Here is an 18,449-nt window from a genome sequence, read left to right on the forward strand (position 1 = left end):
CTGCCCAGGAGTACCGCCCAGTGACGCCCGACCGCAACGACCACACGCACGACGAGCCTGAGAACGGCGTGCTCTCCGACACGGGGAGTCTCGACACCACAGGCCTCGGCATCCTCGGCGGTGGGACGGCACAGGTCAACGTCGAGCTGCCGACGGAGTCCGAGGACGACCTCGACGACGACGCGGTGATCGACGGCGAGGTCCCCTTCGTCATCGAGATCCCGGCCGACGCGGACCTGCCGGTCATCGTGCCGGTCGCGGTCGAGGAGCCCGGCACGCACACCACCGAGGCCGAGATCGTGGACGGCACCGCCGACCTCGAGGAGTGGACCGTGGAGGGCGAGGGCTTCGGTTCGGAGGCTCCCGCGGAGGACGTCGCGGATGCCGACATCGTGGAGTACGAGGCATCCGTCGTCGCGCACGACTCCGCCGCCGAGCCCGAGACGTACGGCGAGGGGGAGGGTGAGCCTGTCGCCGACGAGCACCACGCCGCGGAGTCCGTCGACCCTGAGCCCGAGGTGCAGGACGAGCCCGCGGCCGACGCGCACGCCGAGCCCGAGCCTGTGTTCGTCGCCGAGCCCGAGGTTCACGTCGAGCCCGAGCCCGAGCCCGAGGTTCACGTCGAGCCGGAGCCCGAGCCCGAGGCGGCGCCGGCACCGGTGCCGGGCGACTCCCACACCCGGGCCGAGGACTTCCCGGTGGACTTCGAGGACGTGGAGTTCGAGGACGCCGACTTCGACGGGGAGTTCGACCCCGCCGAGTTCGAGCTCGTGCTCGACGACGACGGCGCAGAGGCCGCTCTGGCTGACGCCGCCCTGGCGGAGAATCCCGCCGCAGGAGACGATGTCATCGCGACCGACGACACCGCGGAGGACCCCATGACTGCGAAGACCCCGGCCGACGACGCGAAGGATGCCGCGCCCGCCCCGGTGACCCCTCCGGCGGCGCCGTCGGTTCCCGCCGCCGCTGCGGCGGCCGCGAGCCCGGCGACGGGGCCGGTGTCGAGCCGGCGCCGGTCGACGCACGGCACGGGCGCGCAGCCGGTCGTTGATCGCTCCGCCGAGCGCGCGGTCGAGCGCTCGGTCCCGCGCGCCGACGTGGCGCTCGCGTCGAAGCGGCTCGGCGAGCTCGAGTCGAGCCGCGAGACCGCGGACCTGCTCACCGCCGACCGACTGCTCGACCCGCATCAGGTGGTGCGTCCCGAGCCCGAGGGTGCCTGGCAGCAGTTCGTCTACTCGATCTCGGGCCGGCGCATCAACCTCGGCGACAGCAAGCGCGCGCGGGCGCGCAAGGAGCTCGACCGCCGCATCGCCGCGCCGCTGCCCGGCGGGGCACGCTTCGTGCCGGTGGTCTCGCGCAAGGGCGGCGTCGGCAAGACGACCGTGACCACGCTGCTCGGCATGGCGCTCGCCGACGCCCGTGACGACCGCGTCATCGCCGTCGACGCCAACCCCGACCGCGGCACCCTCGCCGAGCGCATCACCCGCGAGAGCGGCAAGACCGTGCGCGACCTGGTGCGCATCCGCGGCGAGGTCGTGGGCTTCAACGACCTCTCCAACATGGTGGCCCGCGACGAGACCAGGCTCGACGTCGTCGCCTCCGACGCCGACCCGCGCGTCTCGGAGGCGTTCAACGACGCCGACTACCGCGACGTGGCGAGCCTCGCCGCGCACTACTACTCGGTCGTCCTCACCGACACCGGCACGGGCATCGTCCACTCCGTCATGGAGGCCACGCTCGATCTGGCCGACCAGCTCGTCATCGTGGCGGGCCTCAGCGTCGACGAGGCCCGGCTGGCGTCCGAGACGCTCACGTGGCTCGAGACCAATGGGCACTCCGAGAAGGTGCGCAACGCGGTGGTGGTGCTCAACAGCGCCCGGCCGGGGCATCCGCTCGTCCAGCTCGACGAGCTCGAGACGCACTTCCGCACCCGCGTGCGCGCGGTGGTGCGCGTGCCGTACGACCCTCACATCGCGGCCGGCAGCGCCATCGTGTTCCGCGAGCTGCAGCCGGCGACGCGCCTGGCGGCCCGCGAGCTCGCCGCGATCGTGGTCGAGGGTCTCCGTTCGCTGCGGCCGGCGGCCTGAGCGCAGATGGCCGTCCGTCCCATCCGCCTCTTCGGCGACCCTGTCCTGAAGTCCGTCAGCGCCCCCATCGATGACATCGACGACGGCGTCCGCGCCCTCGTGCGCGACCTCGTCGACACCGTCGAGCTGCCCGGGCGCGCCGGTGTCGCAGCACCCCAGATCGGCGTCGGCCTCCGCGCCTTCAGCTACAACATCGACGGCGACATCGGGTACGTCCTGAACCCCGTGCTCGTGGAGGTGTCGGGCGAGCCCGAGCCCGTCGGCGAGGGCTGCCTGTCGGTGCCGGGCCTGTGGCATGAGGCCCTCCGCTACCCGTGGGCCAAGGTCGTCGGCATCGACCTCGACGGCGGCGAGGTCGTCATCGAGGGGGAGGGGCTGCTCGCGCAGGCGCTGCAGCACGAGACCGACCACCTCGACGGCACGCTCTACATCGACCGGCTCCCGCCCGAGCACCGTCGCGTCGCCATGCGCGAGATCCGCGAGTCCGACTGGTTTTGACGCGCGGCGGACGGGTCGAGCCGCTAGGCCGTCAGGATGACCTTGAGCGCCTTGGTCTCGGCCGCGCGGCCGAACGTGTCGTAGGCGTCCATGATGTCCTCGAGCGAGAAGCGGTGGCTGATGAAGCCGCCCACAGCGAGCCGTCCCTGCGCGAGCAGCTTGATGAGCATGCGCGAGGTGTCGGTGTTGACCAGTCCGGTGGTGATCGTGAGGTTCTGGATCCACGCCGACTCCAGCGGGAAGCTCACGGGCTTGCCGTGGACACCGACGTTGGCCACGTGGCCACCCGGCCGCACGATCGCCAGGCACATGTCCCACGTCGCCGGCACACCGACAGCCTCGACGGCGACATCCACGCCGAGCCCGTCCGTGAGAGCCAACACCTGCTCTTTCCAGTCCTCGTCCGACGAGACGACGCCGTCGCTCGCGCCGAAGCGCCTCGCCTGCTCGACCCGGTTGGCGTCGATGTCGATCGCGATGACCCGGCTCGGCCCGTAGAGCGAGGCTGTCGTCATCGCGGCGAGGCCGACGGGGCCGGCACCGATGACCGCGACGACATCACCCGGCTCGACGGCGCCGTAGCGGATGCCGATCTCGTGCCCGGTGGGCAGGATGTCGCTGATCATCGCGGCCTCTTCGGCGGCGACCCCTTCGGGCACCTTGTGCAGCGAGGTCTCGGCGAAGGGCACCCGCACGTATTCGGCTTGCGTGCCGTCGATGAGGTGTCCGAGGATCCAACCGATTCCGGATGCGCCTTCGTCCGCGAGGCAGTGGGAGTACATTCCCTCGACGCAGTAGCCGCACTTCCCGCACGCCGAGATGCACGAGATGATGACGCGATCGCCGACGGCGACCTCCGTCACAGCCGCACCGACCTCGGTCACCACGCCGACGCCTTCATGGCCGAGGATGCGCCCGGATTCGACCGTGGGAACGTCACCCTTGAGGATGTGCAGATCCGTTCCGCAGATCGTCGTCGTCTCGATCTTCACGACCGCATCCGTCGGCTTCTGAACCCGCGGAGCAGGTCTCTCCTGCCAGACGATCGATCCCGGACCTTGATACACCAGTGCCTTCATGTCTGCTCCTTGGATGTCCCCGCACAGGGCCGGGATACTCATCGTCCGCTTCGCGGCGAGTCCTCGGCAGGGACCTTCGACCTGCGGTGATTCGCGGCGACAGACGGCACAGGGACGAATGAAGAAAGCGGATGCCGGGAGCCCCGGCATCCGCTCTCTTCGTCGTTGATCAGCTCAGCGACACGTTCGATGTGCTGACCGGCACGGCGTAGAGCTCCTCGATGTCGGACGCGAAGTCCGCGAGGATCACGTTGCGCTTGATGCTCATCTTCGGCGTGAGGTGTCCGCTGGCCTCGGTCCACTCGCTGGGGAGGATCGTGAACTTGCGGATGGACTCGGCGCGCGAGACGAACTTGTTCGCGTGGTCGATCGCCCGCTGCACCTCGGCGCGGACGGCGTCGTTCTTGGCGGCGTCCTCGAGGGACATGTCGGCGGGCAGGCCGTTGTTCGCCAGCCAGGCCGGCAGCATCTCGGGGTCGAGGGTGACCAGGGCCGCGATGAACGGCTTCTGGTCCCCGACCACCACGACCTGGCCCACGATCGGGTTGGCGCGGATGGGGTCCTCGAGGGCGGCGGGGGCGACGTTCTTGCCGCCCGCCGTGACGATGATCTCCTTCTTGCGGCCGGTGATCGTGAGGAACCCCTCGTCGTCGAACGAGCCCAGGTCGCCGGTCTTGAACCACTCGCCGTCGAAGGCGGCCGCGGTCGCCTCGGGATTGCGCCAGTACTCCTTGAAGACGTTGATGCCGCGGACCTCGAGCTCGCCGTCGTCGGCGAGCCGCATGCCGACACCGGGGAGCACCGGGCCCACCGTGCCGATCTTCGACTTCGTCGCCAGGTTCACCGTCGCGGGCGCCGTGGTCTCGGTGAGGCCGTAGCCCTCGAGGATCGTCACGCCGAGGCTGTGGAAGAAGTGACCGAGACGCGGTCCGAGCGGTGCCGAACCCGACACCGCGTAGACCACGCGGCCGCCCATCGCGGTGCGCAGCTTGCTGTAGACGAGCCGGTCGAACAGCGCGAACTTGATCTTGGTGCCGAGGGGCACCTTCTTGCCCTCCTGCTGCAGACGCGAGTGCTCGATCGCGGTGTGCGCGGCGGCGCGGAAGATCTTGCCCTTGCCGCCCGCCTCGGCCTTCTGCTCGGCCGAGTTGTACACCTTCTCGAACACGCGCGGGACGGCGAGGAGGAACGTGGGCTTGAACGACCCGAGCGCGGGCAGGAGCTGCTTGGTGTCGGGCTGGTGGCCCGTCTTGACGCCGGCGTGGATGTCGAGGATCGAGATGAAGCGCGCGAAGATGTGCGCCGTCGTGATGAACAGCAGCGTCGATGCTCCGGGCACCTCGACGACCTCGTGCAGCGCCTTGGCCGAGTTGCGCGTGAGCTCGACGAAGTTGCTGTGGGTCAGCACGCAGCCCTTCGGGCGCCCGGTCGAGCCGGACGTGTAGATGAGCGTGGCGATGTCGGCGCCGTTGGCGATGTTCCGCCGGCGCTCGATCTCGTCGTCGGCCACGGAGGCGCCCTCGGCGATGAGCGTGTCGAGGTCACCGGCCTGCATCTCCCACGCCGAGCGCACGAGGGGCAGCTCCCCCTTCACCTCGGTGAAGCGGGCGGTGTGCTCCGGGCTCTCGGTGATGATGGCCACGGCGCCGGAGTCGGTGAGGATCCAGGCGATCTGCGACGCCGAGCTCGTCTCGTAGACGGGGACCATCACGGCGCCGGCATAGAACAGCGCGAAGTCGACGAGCGTCCACTGATAGGTGGTGCGCGCGACGAATCCGACCTTGTCACCCGGCTGGATGCCGCCGGCGACGAAGCCCTTCGCGAGGGCGATGACCTGCTTCTGGAACTCCGACGCGGTGATATCGCGCCAGCCGTCGCCCTCGGGGACGGCGAAGAGCGCGAGGCCGGGCGTCTTCTTGACACGCTCGACCAGCAGGTCGGTGACGTTCGCCTGCGGATCGGCGGGGACGATGGCAGGGACTTCGAATTGGACCACGGCAGCTCCTTCGGTACCGGATTGCGGGAATCTCGGGTGGGTCTGAGCAGAGTCTAATCGGCTGTCACATCCGACTCACCGGCGGATGTGGACAGCGCCGCCTGGATAGACTTCAAGGCGCCGTCGCGGGCGCGCCGGCCGGAGAGGGAGACTGTGCTCAAAGTCGGCATCGACATCGGCGGGACCAAGATCGCGGGAGGCGTCGTCGACCCCGACGGGCACATCGTCGAGAAGGTCCGCGTCGACACCCCCGCCGACACCGCAGCACTGGCTCAGGCTGTCATCGACATGGCTCGCCACTTCCGCGCCGGCCACGACATCGCCGCCGTCGGCGTCGCCGCGGCCGGCTTCATCGACCGCCGGCGTGCGACCGTCATCCACGCGCCCAACATCGCGTGGCGCAACGAGCCCCTCAAGGCCACGCTGGAGGCCGGCATCGGCCTGCCCGTCGCCATCGAGAACGACGCCAACGCGGCCGGCTGGGCCGAGTACCGGTTCGGCGCCGGCCGGGACGTCGGGCACATGGTCATGCTCACGATGGGGACCGGCGTCGGCGGGGCCATCGTCCTCGACGGCGAGCTCTTCCGCGGCGGCCACGGCATCGCGGCGGAGCTCGGCCACATGCGCTTCATCCGCGGCGGCATCCTGTGCGGCTGCGGACAGAGCGGATGCCTCGAGCAGTACGCGTCCGGACGCGCCCTGCAGCGCGAGGCCAACGACATCGCCGATGCGGGCGGCATCGGCGACGCCCTCGCGCGGCTGCGGTCGGAGAAGGGCTCGATCTCGGGCCCGGCCGTCTCCCGGCTCGTGCTGGCCGGCGACCCCGGGGCCATCGAGGCGCTGCGGCGTGTGGCGACGGCTCTCGGCGAGGCGTGCGGCGGGTTCCAGGCCGTCCTCGACCCCGAGCTGTTCGTCATCGGCGGCGGCGTCGCGCAGCTCGGCGAGGACCTGCTCGCGCCGGTCCGCCTCGCCTACGAGACGTCGCTGCCGGGGTATGGCGACCGCCCCGTCGCGCAGTTCGCGATCGCCCAGCTCGTCAACGACGCCGGGCTCATCGGCGCAGCCGACCTGGCCACGCCGGAGGGCTGAGCGCGCGATGTTCTACTGGCTGATGAAGTACGTGGTGATCGGACCGATCGTCAAGGCGATCTGGCGCCCGTGGATCATCGGCCGCCGGAACGTCCCCGCCGAGGGTGCGGCGATCCTCGCGAGCAACCATCTGTCGTTCGTGGACTCGGTGTTCCTGCCGCTCATGATCGACCGGCCCGTCGCGTTCCTCGCCAAGAGCGACTACTTCACGGGCAAGGGCCTCAAGGGCTGGGCGACCCGCATGTTCTTCAAGGGCACCGGCCAGCTGCCCATCGACCGGTCCGGCGGCAAGGCGTCCGAGGCATCCCTCAACACCGGTCTCCAGGTGCTCGGACGCGGCGATCTGCTCGGCATCTACCCGGAGGGCACCCGCAGCCCCGACGGCAAGCTCTACCGCGGCCGCACCGGCATCGCGCGCATGGCGCTGGAGGCGCACGTGCCCGTCGTGCCGGTGGTCATGGTCGACACCGACACGATGATGCCGATCGGAACCACGGTGCCGCGCATCGTGCGCGTGGGCATCGTGATCGGCGAGCCGCTGGACTTCTCGCGCTTCCAGGGGATGGAGGGCGACCGGTACATCCTGCGCTCCATCACCGACGAGATCATGGTGGCCCTGCAGCGGCTGGGGGAGCAGGAGTACGAGGACGTCTACGCCTCGACGGTGAAGGACCGGCTGTCGACGCGCACGCGGACCGACGCCCGATAGCCGCGCCCCTGACGCCTCGGCGAACAGCGCGTCACAGCGCACCGGGGCGCCGCGCCCCGCGGCTAGAATCGAGGGATGCTTCAGCAGCTCGATGCCCTCGACCACTGGCGGACCCTGCCCATCAAGCAGCAGCCCGCGTGGCCCGACGCAGAGGCGGTGGCTGCGGTGTCCGCTGAGCTGGCCACGCTGCCCCCGCTCGTCTTCGCCGGCGAGGTCGACAACCTGCGCGACCGGCTCGCGCGCGCCGCATCGGGCAACGCGTTCCTGCTGCAGGGCGGCGACTGCGCCGAGACCTTCGCCGGCGCCACGGCCGAGCAGATCCGCAACCGCATCAAGACGGTGCTGCAGATGGCGGTCGTGCTCACGTACGGCGCCTCCATGCCGATCGTGAAGATGGGGCGCATGGCCGGTCAGTTCGCCAAGCCCCGCTCGAGCGACACCGAGACGCGAGGCGACGTCACCCTGCCGGCGTACCGCGGCGACATCGTCAACGGCTACGACTTCACCGAGAACTCGCGGCAGGCAAACCCCGAGCGGCTGCTGAAGGGGTACCACACGGCGGCGTCGACGATCAACCTGATCCGCGCCTTCACGACCGGCGGTTTCGCCGACCTCCGCGAGGTGCACTCGTGGAACAAGGGCTTCGCGCAGAACCCGGCCAACCAGCAGTACGAGCGCCTCGCGACCGAGATCGACCGGGCCATCAAGTTCATGGAGGCTGCCGGCGCCGACTTCGACGAGCTCAAGCGCGTCGAGTTCTACACCGGCCACGAGGGCCTGCTCATGGACTACGAGCGCCCGATGACGCGCATCGACTCCCGCACGAACACGCCGTACAACACGTCGGCGCACTTCCTGTGGATCGGCGAGCGCACCCGCGAGCTCGATGGCGCTCACGTCGACTACTTCTCGAAGATCCGCAACCCGATCGGCGTGAAGCTCGGCCCGACGACCTCGCCCGAGACGACCCTCGCGCTCATCGACAAGCTCGACCCCGAACGCGAGCCCGGCCGGCTCACGTTCATCACGCGCATGGGCGCCGGCAAGATCCGCGATGCGCTGCCGCCGCTGCTGGAGGCCGTCAAGGACTCCGGAGCCGTGCCGCTGTGGGTCACCGACCCCATGCACGGCAACGGCATCACCACGCCCACCGGCTACAAGACGCGTCGCTTCGACGACGTCGTCGACGAGGTCCGCGGCTTCTTCGAGGCGCACCGCGCGGTCGGCACGTTCCCGGGCGGCATCCACGTCGAGCTCACCGGCGACGACGTCACCGAGTGCCTGGGCGGCTCCGAGCAGATCGACGAGGCCACCCTCGCCACCCGCTACGAGTCGCTGTGCGACCCGCGCCTGAACCACATGCAGAGCCTGGAGCTCGCCTTCCTCGTGGCCGAGGAGCTCGAGAAGCGCTGATCTCACGCCGCTGACACGACGACGATCCCGGCTGCCTCTCGCCGAGGCATCCGGGATCCGTGCTGTCGGCCGGGTGGGGGTGCGCGGCGGCTCAGCCGGTGACGGTGAGCTGGATGTACACGCGCGTGCCGCGGACCCGGAACTCACCGGCGGCGGGATCGGATGCCGTCACCTCGGTGATGTCGTCGGGCACGACGCCGAAGAACGCCGCGTAGTCCACCTGGAACCCGGCTCCCTCGAGCTTCTCGATCGCCTCGTCACGGCTGTCGCCGACGACGTTCGGCACCTCGAACAGCGGGGGACCGGTCGACACCACGAGGGTGACCGTGTCGTTCGGCTGCCACGAGCGTCCTTCGGGGCCGCTGACGCGGATCACGCGGCCCTCCTCGATCGCGTCGCTCGCCTCGGTGGCACTCTCGTCGGCCACGACGAGTCCGACACCCTCGAGCGCGCTCCGCGCGGAGCCCTCGCTCTGATCCACCACGTCCGGGACCGGTCCGACCGAGACCGAGAGCCGCGCGGTGTCGCCCTGGTGCACGACGCATCCCTCGAAGCAGGCGACGTCCTGCGAGCCGTCCTCCGGCGCTCCGGCCGGACGGATCGAGACGTTGACGACCGTGCCGGCAGCGTCGTCGGTGAAGAACTCGGCGTTCTCGTCGACCGTCTGGACGGACTGCTCGCTCAGCACACTGCGGGCGTCGGTCTCGGACATGCCCGCGAACGACGTGAACGTCGCCTCGGCCGGGCCGAGCGAGACGAAGACGTTGACCTGGGCCTCGCGGTCGACGCGCGAGCCCTGCGGCGGATCGGTGCGGATGACGAGACCGGCGGCGACGTCGAGGCTGCTCTCACCCTGCTGCACGGCGACGAGCGTGTCCTGCTGCAGGCGGGCGGATGCCTCTTCATACGTCATGCCGGACACGTCGGCGACGGCCACGAGCGACCCGGGACCGGACCCGAAGTACCAGCCGAGCCCGCCGGCGAGCGTCGCCAGCAAGAGCACCGCGATCAGGAGCCAGGCGCCGCGCGTGCGCCGGCGCTGGGTCGCCCGGCGCAGGCGCCCGGCGTTGTCGACGTCGCCCATGGCGGTGGTGGGTCCGGTCGGCGTGCCGGGCAGGACCGCCGTGAGCTCGCCCGTCGAGGCGCCGTCGTCGCGCACGATCCCGATGGGGCCGGTGCGGGCGACGACGGGCGCGACGCCGAGCTCCCGCTCGATCTCGCGCAGGCGCTGCAGCATCTCGCGCGCGTCGAGGGGACGGTCGTCGGGCGACCTCTCGGTCGCCCACAGCACGAGCTCGTCGAGCGGCTCGGGAACGCCCGGATTCTTCACGCTCGGGCGGGGGACCGAGTCGGTCGCGTGCTGGAAGGCGATCTGCATCGGCTGCTCGCCCTTGTAGGGCTGCTCGCCGGTGAGCATCTCGTACAGCATGATGCCGATGGCGTAGATGTCGCTGCGCGCGTCGGCGGTGCCGCGAGTGACCAGCTCGGGGGCGAGGTACGCGATCGTGCCGAGGAGCTGGGCGCCCGAGGCGGTGTTGGCCGTCGTGGCGCGAGCGAGCCCGAAGTCGCCGATCTTGATGCGGCCGTCCTCGGCCAGCAGGACGTTCTCGGGCTTGACGTCCCGGTGCACGATGCCGGCCTTGTGCGCGGCGGCGAGGCCCGACAGCACCGCGTCGAGGATCGAGATCGCCTGCGGGACGGTCAGCCGGCGCTGCTCGCGCAGGAGCTCGCGCAGGGTGATGCCCGGCAGGTACTCCATGACGAGGTACGCCATGTCGCCGTCCTGGCCCTGGTCGAACACGTTCACGACGTTCGGATCGGCCAGTCGGGCGGCCGCGCGGGCCTCCTGGATGAACCGGCTCTGGAACACGGTGTCGTCGCTGAGGTGCCCGTGCATCACCTTGAGGGCGATGCGGCGCTCCAGCCTCAGGTCGGTCGCGACGTACACGGTGGCCATGCCGCCGCGCGCGATGCGAGCACGCACCCGGTACCGGCCGTCGACCAGACGGCCGATCAGCGGGTCCGTCTGCTGACTCGTGCTCACGCTGAGAGTCTACGGACGCGCACCTGCGAGCCGGCGGAGCGCCTCACCCTGCGACCGTACCGTTACCGACGGTTCGGCGGGCTCGGGCCTCACCCGAGGGCGGCGAGCCACGAGAAGGCGGGCGCCTCCCACTGGGCATACGCGTCGGGGTACGCCGAGATCTGCACGGCCTGCGCGGCCTGGGCGAACGACATGCCCTCCCAGCCGGGGATGTCCAGGAGACCGCGCGTGCGCGCGCCGTTCGGGTCGCCCGCGCCGCCGAAGAAGACCCGCGTCGCGCGCGCCGCGTCCTGCACCTCGGCCTCGCTGCCCCAGCCGTAGCTGGGACGCTGCTGGAAGAGCCCCAGCGAGTCCCGGTCGCCCCACGTCACGTTGCGCAGCGAGGACTCCTGCATCGCGGTGCCGAGTGCGATCGCGATGGCGCGGTCCGAGGCGCCGAGCTCGCGGCCGATCCGCACGATGAGGTGCGCGTTGGCCGCCTGCTCGGATGTCAGCCCGGGGACGGATGGACCCGATGCCGGGATCTTCAGCGTCTGGCCGGGGTAGATGATCGACGCCCGGCTGAGGCCGTTGGCCGAGAGCACCGCGTCGACGGAGACGCCGTGGCGGCCCGCGATCGCGCTGACGGTGTCGCCCGCGGCGACGGTGTACGACCCGGCCGCGGCGCCCGGGGCCGGAGCCGGAGCAGGGGAGGGGGCGGATGCCGCCGGCGCCGACGCACCCGGGATCGAGATCGTCTGTCCGGGGTAGATGATCGACGACCACCCCAGGCCGTTGGCCGACAGCACGGCGCCGACGGTGGTGCCGTGCCGCCGGGCGATGGAGCTGACGGTGTCGCCGGCGGCGACGGTGTACGCGCCGGCTGCGGGTGCGGCCGGCGCCGGCGTGGTCGGTGCCGGGGCGGGGCTCGCCGTTCCGGTGAGCTTCAGCACCTGACCCGGCTGGATGATCGACGACCAGCCGAGTCCGTTGAAGGCGAGGACATCGGCGACCCTCAGGCCGAAGCGCGCGGCGATCGCGCTGACCGTGTCGCCCGGCTGAACCGTGTAGGTCGCCGACGCCGCGTGGGTCGGGCGCACGGAGGCGTTCACGCCCACCGCGACGGAGACGGGGGTCGGCAGTGCCCGCACGGTCGCCGGCGCGCCGGGCCCGTGCAGCGAAGCGGGGAGGGGGCCGCGGGAGGCGGCATCCGTCCCCACGGCGTGAGCCGGAGCTGCCGAGAGCGCGAGCGCGATCGAGCCGACGACGGCCGCCGAGACGCCGACGGGGATGCCGCGCGAGGCGGCGACGCCCTGGTGGACCTGGTTGCTGGTACTCCGGACTGATCGCACGAGACTCCCCCTCCGTCGACTCCGAAAACGCTGTCACGGATGTCTATTGGTGTCAACGCCTGTGGATAAAGGGGCTTGTGTGACTGATGGGACAGGAGTCGCCGGATCCGGCCCGCGCGCGATCTGGGATAGTTGCATTCGTGACCGCTGACGACTCTTCGCGTTTCGAGACCGATTGGCTCACCCTTCCTGAGCTCGTGGAGGTGCTGGGCGAACCTCTGGGCCGGGTGCGCCGGCTCCTCGACGAGTCCCACCTGGTGGGCTCGCGCCGGGACGGCGTGCTCAAGGTGCCGGCCGTCTTCGTGGTCGACGGGCACCCGCTGTCGTCGCTGCGGGGCACCGCGATCGTGCTCCACGACGCCGGCTTCTCGGACGACGAGGTGATCGACTGGCTGCTGACGCCGGAGGAGACCATCGGCGCCGCGCCGATCGAGGCGCTCCTGGCCGGTCGCAAGAGCGAGGTCCGCCGGGTCGCCCGCACCCTCGCCTGATCGGGGGCGTCTCCGCCGGGGAAGAGGCGGGCCTCAGGTCGTCCGGACGGTCGCGGCGTGTGCCAGGTCGCGCAGCGCACCCACCGCCGCGTTGCCGAGGCGGGCGCCCGAGAGCGCGCGGTCGGCCTCATGGGCGTATTGCGCGATGAGCTGCTCGACCCGGTCCAGCGCGCCGGTGTCGACGATCGTCTGCTGCAGCGAGGCGATCTGCTGCGCGTCCAGCCCGGGATCGCCCACCATCTCGTCGAGGATCCGCCGTGCGGGGGCCGCCAGGGCCTCTCGCGCGTAGGCGATCAGCACCGTGCGCTTGCCCTCGCGCAGGTCGTCGCCGGACGGCTTGCCGGTCGCGGCCTCGTCGCCGAACACCCCGAGCACATCGTCGCGCAGCTGGAAGGCCATGCCGAGCGGATGCCCGAACGCGGCGAGGGCGGCCTCCTGCGCGGCATCCGCCCCGGCCATCGCGGCACCGATCGCGAGCGGCTGCTGCACGCTGTACCGCGCGGACTTGTACGACGCGACGCGCAGCGCGCGCTCCGCGTGGCGGTCGTCCGGCTCGCTCACGAACGCCGACTCCTCGGCGATGTCGAGGAACTGCCCGAGCGTGACCTCGCGGCGCATCAGCGCGTACTGGCGGCGGGCGGCGGCGGCGCGGTCGGGGGAGAGCCCGGTCAGGCCCTCCTCGAGGAGGTCGTCGCTCCACGCCACGAGCAGGTCGCCGACCAGGATCGCCGCCGAGCGGCCGAAGTCGTCCGCGTCGCCGGCCCAGCCGGCGCGGCGGTGGCCCTCCTCCAGCGCGCGATGCGCGGACGGGCGGCCGCGGCGGGTGTCGGAGTTGTCGATGAGGTCGTCGTGCACGAGCGCCGCGGCGTGGAAGACCTCCAGTGCCGCGGCGGCCGCGAGCACCGGCTCGGGGGCGTCGCCCGCGGGTGACGCCGCTTCCTCCACCGCCCTCCACCCGGCGATGCAGAATCGGCCGCGCAGGCGCTTCCCGCCCGTCACCGCATCGGCGGCCGCATCGACGAAACGGGCGGCCTCGGGGCCGGCGTCGGCGACATCCTGTCGCCTGACCGTGACGAACATGTCCACTCGCTGGGAAATGGCTTCGATCGGCTCTGCGAGGGCGGACACGGGCCTAGCCTAGTGACGAAAGGCACGCGTACAATCGAGCCACCGAAGTACAGAGGGGGATGCATGCCACTCTCCGAACAGGAGCAGCGCCTGCTGGACGAGATGGAACGCCATCTCATGCGCAACGACGCGGACGTCGTCAGCGCGCCCCGCGGCGGACGCTCACTGAGCTATCGCAACATCGTCTACGGCACGATCCTCGTGCTGCTCGGCCTCGGTGGGCTCATCGTCGGCGTCTCGCAGCAGCTGATCGTCGTCGGCGTCATCGGGTTCGTCGTGATGCTGGGCGGCGTGATCCTCGCGATCACCCCCGGCCGCGGTCCCGGCAAGGCGCGCGTCGAGCCCGAGCGGCCCCCCAGAGCGCAGTCCAACTCTTCGTTCATGGATCGCATGAACGATCGCTGGGACAGGCGGCAGGAGGAGCGCTGAGCGTCCCCGCCGCCTGAGCAGCAGAACAAAGCACCGACCTTCGGGTCGGTGCTTTTTTTCGTGCCCGCAGGCACCCCGAGCGGTGCCGAGTGGGGGCGGCGGAGAACCGGTAGCGAGAAATGGTGGTCAAGTGGAGGAGAGTGGAGTAAAGTGGCGGACATCCCGGGGGGCCGGATTGAAGGGGGTGTGATGTACCGATGCTTTTGGGTACCCACACACCCAAGCTGGATGACAAAGGGCGCGTCATCCTCCCGGCCAAGTTCCGCGACGACCTTGGTGGGGGTGTCGTCGTGACGCGCGGACAGGACCGCTGCCTGTACGTGTTCAGCGAGAAGGAGTTCGAGCGGGTGCATGACCGCATCCGCGAGGCGCCGCTCGCGAACAAGCAGGCGCGCGACTTCCTGCGCATGTTCCTCTCGGGTGCCAGTGCCGAGAAGCCCGACGGTCAGAACCGCATCACGATCCCCCCTCCGCTGCGCGCATATGCCGGCCTGGAGCGCGACCTCGTCGTCACCGGCGTGGGCGCTCATGCCGAGATCTGGGACGCCGCTGCGTGGAACACCTACGCAGAGGCCAACGAAGAGAGCTACGCCGAGCTGGAGCAGGAGGTGATTCCGGGCCTGTTCTGAGGCTCACGTCGCCTGAAGCCCGACTCCCAGCCGCTCCCGCCCTGACGCCACTTCCCCGGTGCCAGGTCAGAGCGGATGGGGATCAGGCTCCAGGGGACGGGATCCGCGGATGCCCTGTCGATCATGAACCTGCGCGACATCCACACCCCGGTCATGCTCGAGCGCTGCATCGAGCTGCTCGCCCCCGCCCTCAAGCGGGACGGCGCGGTCTTCGTCGACGCGACCCTCGGCATGGGTGGGCACTCCGAGGCGTTCCTCGAGCGATTCCCCGGGCTCCACCTGGTCGGACTCGACCGCGACACCGACGCGCTGCGGATCGCGGGGGAGCGGCTCGCCCGCTTCGGCGACCGCGTGCACCTCGTGCACACCGTCTACGACGGGATCGCGGATGCCGTCGCCTCGGCCGGCTTCGCCGCAGCCGACGGCATCCTGTTCGACCTCGGCGTCTCGTCGCTGCAGCTGGACGTGGCCGATCGCGGCTTCGCCTACGCGCAGGACGCGCCGCTGGACATGCGCATGGACCAGTCCGCCGGCACCACCGCGGCCGAGGTGCTCGCGACCTACGGCGAGGGCGACCTGCGCCGCATCTTCGAGCGGTACGGCGAGGAGAAGCTCGCCGGACGCTACGCCCGCGCCATCATCGCCGCCCGGGCGGAGGCGCCGATCGAGCGCTCCGGCCGGCTGGTCGAGATCCTCCAGGCGGCGACGCCGGCGGCCGCGCAGCGCACCGGGCACCCCGCCAAGCGGGTCTTCCAGGCGCTGCGCATCGAGGTCAACCGCGAGCTGTCGGTGCTCGAGCGGGCCATCCCGTCGGCGCTCGGCATCCTGCCGGTCGGCGGTCGCATCGTCGTGCTGTCGTACCAGTCGCTCGAGGACCGGCTCGTCAAGCGCGCCCTCGCGGATGCCTCGGCCTCGACCGCGCCCCGGGGCCTGCCGGTCGAGCTCCCCGAGCACGCCCCCAGGTTCCGGCTGCTCGTCAAAGGCGCCGAGCTGGCCACCGACGAAGAGCGCGCGGTCAACCCGCGCGCGACGCCGGTGCGCCTGCGTGCCGCCGAGCGAGTGAAGGAGGACTCATGAGCACCGCGAACGCCCTCGCCGCTCCCGCGCGGACCAGGGGTGCCGTCGCGCCGGATCGCGTCGGCGACCCGCGCCGCGGACTGCGGGTCGTCGAGGCTCCCGCCCGGCGCCGCCGCCCGAAGCTCCTCTACGGCGTCATCGCGGTGCTCGGGGCGTTCCTCATCGCCGGCGCGCAGATGGCGCTGTCGATCATGACGACCCAGGGGACGTACGAGATCGCCGCCCTGACGAGCCAGCAGCGCGACCTGACGTACGAGAAGCAGATCCTCTACGACGACGTCGCGGGCCTCAGCTCGCCGCAGTACCTCGCGGCCAACGCCGCCGCGCTGGGCATGGTGATCAATGAGGCGCCGAGCTACCTGCGGCTGAGCGACGGTGCGATCCTCGGGCCCTCGGAGGTCGCGATGGGGGCCTCGTCGGTCGACGCGATCGGCCGCGGCGCGGTGCCCAACGCCCTCATCACCGACACACCGCTGGTCACCGTCCCCGACGCCACCATCGACGGCGTCCCGGTGCAGACGGCGGGTCCCGGCGACGCCGGTGTCGGCAACACACCGCCGCCGATCACCGAGGGACTGCCGGTCCCGAGCACACACTGAACCCGGACACACCCCACGGCGATCGAGACCGAGACGACGACTCACGCAGATGACGACACGCAGCACGAGAAGCCCCCGCCGCCGGACCGTCGTGGCCCTCGCCGTCGTCCTCGCCGTCCTCGCCGGCTTCATCGTGCGCCTGGTCGACATCCAGGTCGTCAACGCCGACGAGCACATCCAGGACTCGCTGGACACGGCGTTCGCAAGCTCCCAGACCCTCTACGGGACGCGCGGGCAGATCGTCGATGAGAGCGGGCAGACGCTGGCCGGCAGCATCCTCCGCTACGACTGCCAGCTCGACCCCCTGCTGATCACGCAGATCGACGCCCAGGTGCTGGAGGGCGAGTCCGACGCGCCGCTGTGGGGGGACCTGTCCAGCGACGTCGCCCGCATCACCGGTCAGACTCCGGAGGAGGTGCGCGAGATCGTCGGCACCGCCCTGGCCGCCGACCAGTACTCGCGCTACGCGCAGCTGAAGAAGGGCGTATCGACCGAGCAGTTCCGGGCTCTCGCCGACCTCGAGGCACCGTACATCACGTGCATCTCCCACCCGGCGCGCGCGTACCCCGACGGCGCCGTCGCGGGCAACCTCGTCGGGTTCATGGGCACCGACGGCGAGGCGCTCGAGGGACTGGAGAAGTCGCAGAACGACTGCCTGGCCGCCGAGAACGGCAGCCGCAGCTACGAGAAGGGCAAGGACGGCGTCGTCATCCCCGGCACCGAGACGGAGGTGCCCGCGCAGGACGGCGGCACGCTGCAGCTGACCATCAACCGCGACCTGCAGTGGTACCTGCAGCAGCTCATCGCCGAGCAGACGCAGAACATGGCCGCCCAGCACGGGTCGGTCCTCGTCTACGAGGTGAAGACCGGCAAGGTGCGTGCGGCGGCGGAGTACCCGACCGTCGACCCCAACGACGTGGACGCCACCGATGCGGAGGACCGGACCAGCGAGATCTTCCGCGGCTCCTTCGAGCCCGGGTCGACGTTCAAGGCGCTCACCGCCGCCACCGTCATCGACGCCGGCGGTCAGACGCCGCATTCCACGGTCACCGCGTCGGGGCTGGAGACCTTCCCGAACGGTGCGCGCGTGCGCGACGCGTTCCAGCACCCCGCGAACCTCTACACGCTGACCGGCGTGCTCATCGACTCCTCGAACGTCGGCATCTCCAAGTTCAGCGAGCGGGTCGACAACCAGACGCGCTTCGACTACCTGACGCGCTTCGGCATCGGCGCCGGCACCGGCTCGACCTACCCGCTCGAGGGCAACGGGCTGATCCACCCGGTGTCGGAGTGGGGCGCGCAGACGGCGTACAACACGTCGTTCGGGCAGGGCGTCACGACCACGATGCCCGAGCTCGCCCGGGCCTACGGGGCGATCGTGAACGACGGCGTGATGATGCCGCTGACGATCGTCGAGTCGTGCACCCGGCCCGACGGCACCGTGGTGACGCCGGAGCTCGCCGAGCCCGAGCAGGTGATCAGCGAGACCACGTCGGCGCACATGCGCGAGATGCTCGAGAACGTCTTCCTGCAGGCGCCGTACGCCAAGACGGTCGAGATCCCGGGCTATCGCCTGGGCGGCAAGACGGGCACCGGTGAGAAGCCCGACCTCGTCAACGGCGGCTACAAGGCGGGTGTCTACTACACGACCATGGTCGGGTTCGCGCCCGCCGACGATCCCGAGTACGTGGTGGTCGTCACCCTCGACGAGCCGACGAAGGTAACATCGTCTGCGGCCAATGCGACCGCGTTCCAGAAGGCCATGACCCAGGTTCTGAAGACGTATCGCGTCATGCCCTCGACGTCGTCGCCGGAGCTGCTGCCCAAGTTCGGGTAGTCCCGTGCCGGAT

At 70.8% G+C, this 18,449-nt stretch carries 16 protein-coding genes; 11 read left to right on the top strand and 5 right to left on the bottom strand.

Translation table 11 applies throughout. The annotated features are described in order from the left end of the window. Positions 1-20 precede the first annotated feature (20 nt). The gene (locus ACFRAL_RS04900; RefSeq protein ID WP_378880441.1) at positions 21-2,087 is read left to right on the top strand and encodes an AAA family ATPase; all 2,067 of its coding nucleotides are present in this window, start codon (positions 21-23) and stop codon (positions 2,085-2,087) included. A 6-nt stretch (positions 2,088-2,093) separates the two neighbouring features. Then, positions 2,094-2,585 (top strand): peptide deformylase, encoded by a 492-nt coding sequence (locus tag ACFRAL_RS04905; protein WP_336397772.1) that lies wholly within the window; start codon positions 2,094-2,096, stop codon positions 2,583-2,585. A gap of 23 nt (positions 2,586-2,608) precedes the next feature. On the opposite strand, the gene ACFRAL_RS04910 is transcribed toward ACFRAL_RS04905, so the two are convergent. Together ACFRAL_RS04910 and ACFRAL_RS04915 are read right to left on the bottom strand one after the other, a co-directional pair. Next, positions 2,609-3,664: a zinc-dependent alcohol dehydrogenase family protein gene (locus ACFRAL_RS04910; protein ID WP_378880444.1), complete on the bottom strand. Its 1,056-nt coding sequence runs from the start codon at positions 3,662-3,664 to the stop codon at positions 2,609-2,611. 169 nt (positions 3,665-3,833) lie between these two features. After that, on the bottom strand, positions 3,834-5,660 hold the full coding sequence (locus ACFRAL_RS04915; protein ID WP_378880447.1) for an AMP-dependent synthetase/ligase: 1,827 nt from the start codon (positions 5,658-5,660) through the stop codon (positions 3,834-3,836). Between the two features lie 153 nt (positions 5,661-5,813). Between ACFRAL_RS04915 and ACFRAL_RS04920 the strand changes: the two genes are divergently transcribed. The 3 genes from ACFRAL_RS04920 to ACFRAL_RS04930 all read left to right on the top strand — a co-directional run bounded on the left by ACFRAL_RS04920 (position 5,814) and on the right by ACFRAL_RS04930 (position 8,871). Next, positions 5,814-6,749, top strand: a complete 936-nt coding sequence (locus ACFRAL_RS04920) for an ROK family glucokinase (protein WP_378880450.1) — start codon at positions 5,814-5,816, stop codon at positions 6,747-6,749. 7 nt (positions 6,750-6,756) lie between these two features. Then, on the top strand, positions 6,757-7,458 hold the full coding sequence (locus ACFRAL_RS04925) for a lysophospholipid acyltransferase family protein (protein WP_336397776.1): 702 nt from the start codon (positions 6,757-6,759) through the stop codon (positions 7,456-7,458). A gap of 75 nt (positions 7,459-7,533) precedes the next feature. Beyond that, positions 7,534-8,871 (top strand): class II 3-deoxy-7-phosphoheptulonate synthase, encoded by a 1,338-nt coding sequence (locus ACFRAL_RS04930; RefSeq protein WP_336397777.1) that lies wholly within the window; start codon positions 7,534-7,536, stop codon positions 8,869-8,871. A 91-nt stretch (positions 8,872-8,962) separates the two neighbouring features. On the opposite strand, the gene pknB is transcribed toward ACFRAL_RS04930, so the two are convergent. Together pknB and ACFRAL_RS04940 are read right to left on the bottom strand one after the other, a co-directional pair. Beyond that, on the bottom strand, positions 8,963-10,915 hold the full coding sequence (pknB, locus tag ACFRAL_RS04935) for a Stk1 family PASTA domain-containing Ser/Thr kinase (protein ID WP_378880455.1): 1,953 nt from the start codon (positions 10,913-10,915) through the stop codon (positions 8,963-8,965). 89 nt (positions 10,916-11,004) lie between these two features. Then, entirely contained in the window at positions 11,005-12,246 is a 1,242-nt protein-coding gene (locus ACFRAL_RS04940; RefSeq protein WP_378880458.1) for a LysM peptidoglycan-binding domain-containing protein, read from the bottom strand. A 140-nt stretch (positions 12,247-12,386) separates the two neighbouring features. On the opposite strand from ACFRAL_RS04940, the gene ACFRAL_RS04945 reads away from it, so the two are divergent. Then, positions 12,387-12,737, top strand: coding sequence for an Rv2175c family DNA-binding protein (locus tag ACFRAL_RS04945; RefSeq protein ID WP_378880461.1), 351 nt, complete (start codon positions 12,387-12,389; stop codon positions 12,735-12,737). A gap of 33 nt (positions 12,738-12,770) precedes the next feature. Here ACFRAL_RS04945 and ACFRAL_RS04950 read toward each other — a convergent pair whose 3' ends face one another. Beyond that, positions 12,771-13,865 carry a polyprenyl synthetase family protein gene (locus ACFRAL_RS04950; protein ID WP_378880464.1) on the bottom strand — a complete coding sequence of 365 codons (1,095 nt, stop codon included), beginning with the start codon at positions 13,863-13,865 and terminating at the stop codon, positions 12,771-12,773. Positions 13,866-13,928: 63 nt separating this feature from the next. Here ACFRAL_RS04950 and ACFRAL_RS04955 point away from each other — a divergent pair, with 63 nt between their 5' ends. From ACFRAL_RS04955 to ACFRAL_RS04975, 5 genes are all read left to right on the top strand, one after another. After that, the gene (locus ACFRAL_RS04955; protein ID WP_336397782.1) at positions 13,929-14,294 is read left to right on the top strand and encodes a DUF3040 domain-containing protein; all 366 of its coding nucleotides are present in this window, start codon (positions 13,929-13,931) and stop codon (positions 14,292-14,294) included. Positions 14,295-14,491: 197 nt separating this feature from the next. Further along, the gene (gene mraZ, locus ACFRAL_RS04960) at positions 14,492-14,923 is read left to right on the top strand and encodes a division/cell wall cluster transcriptional repressor MraZ (RefSeq protein WP_336397783.1); all 432 of its coding nucleotides are present in this window, start codon (positions 14,492-14,494) and stop codon (positions 14,921-14,923) included. Between the two features lie 123 nt (positions 14,924-15,046). After that, a complete protein-coding gene (gene rsmH / locus ACFRAL_RS04965) occupies positions 15,047-16,000 on the top strand; it encodes a 16S rRNA (cytosine(1402)-N(4))-methyltransferase RsmH (protein WP_336398048.1) in 954 nt (317 codons plus the stop codon). Beyond that, the gene (locus ACFRAL_RS04970; RefSeq protein WP_336397784.1) at positions 15,997-16,599 is read left to right on the top strand and encodes a hypothetical protein; all 603 of its coding nucleotides are present in this window, start codon (positions 15,997-15,999) and stop codon (positions 16,597-16,599) included. Before rsmH ends, ACFRAL_RS04970 begins: the two co-directional genes overlap by 4 nt. 49 nt (positions 16,600-16,648) lie before the next feature. Next, positions 16,649-18,436, top strand: coding sequence for a peptidoglycan D,D-transpeptidase FtsI family protein (locus ACFRAL_RS04975; protein ID WP_378880469.1), 1,788 nt, complete (start codon positions 16,649-16,651; stop codon positions 18,434-18,436). Positions 18,437-18,449: the final 13 nt, after the last annotated feature.

This window comes from Microbacterium sp. NPDC056736 (assembly GCF_042790415.1).
Lineage (GTDB): Bacteria > Actinomycetota > Actinomycetes > Actinomycetales > Microbacteriaceae > Microbacterium.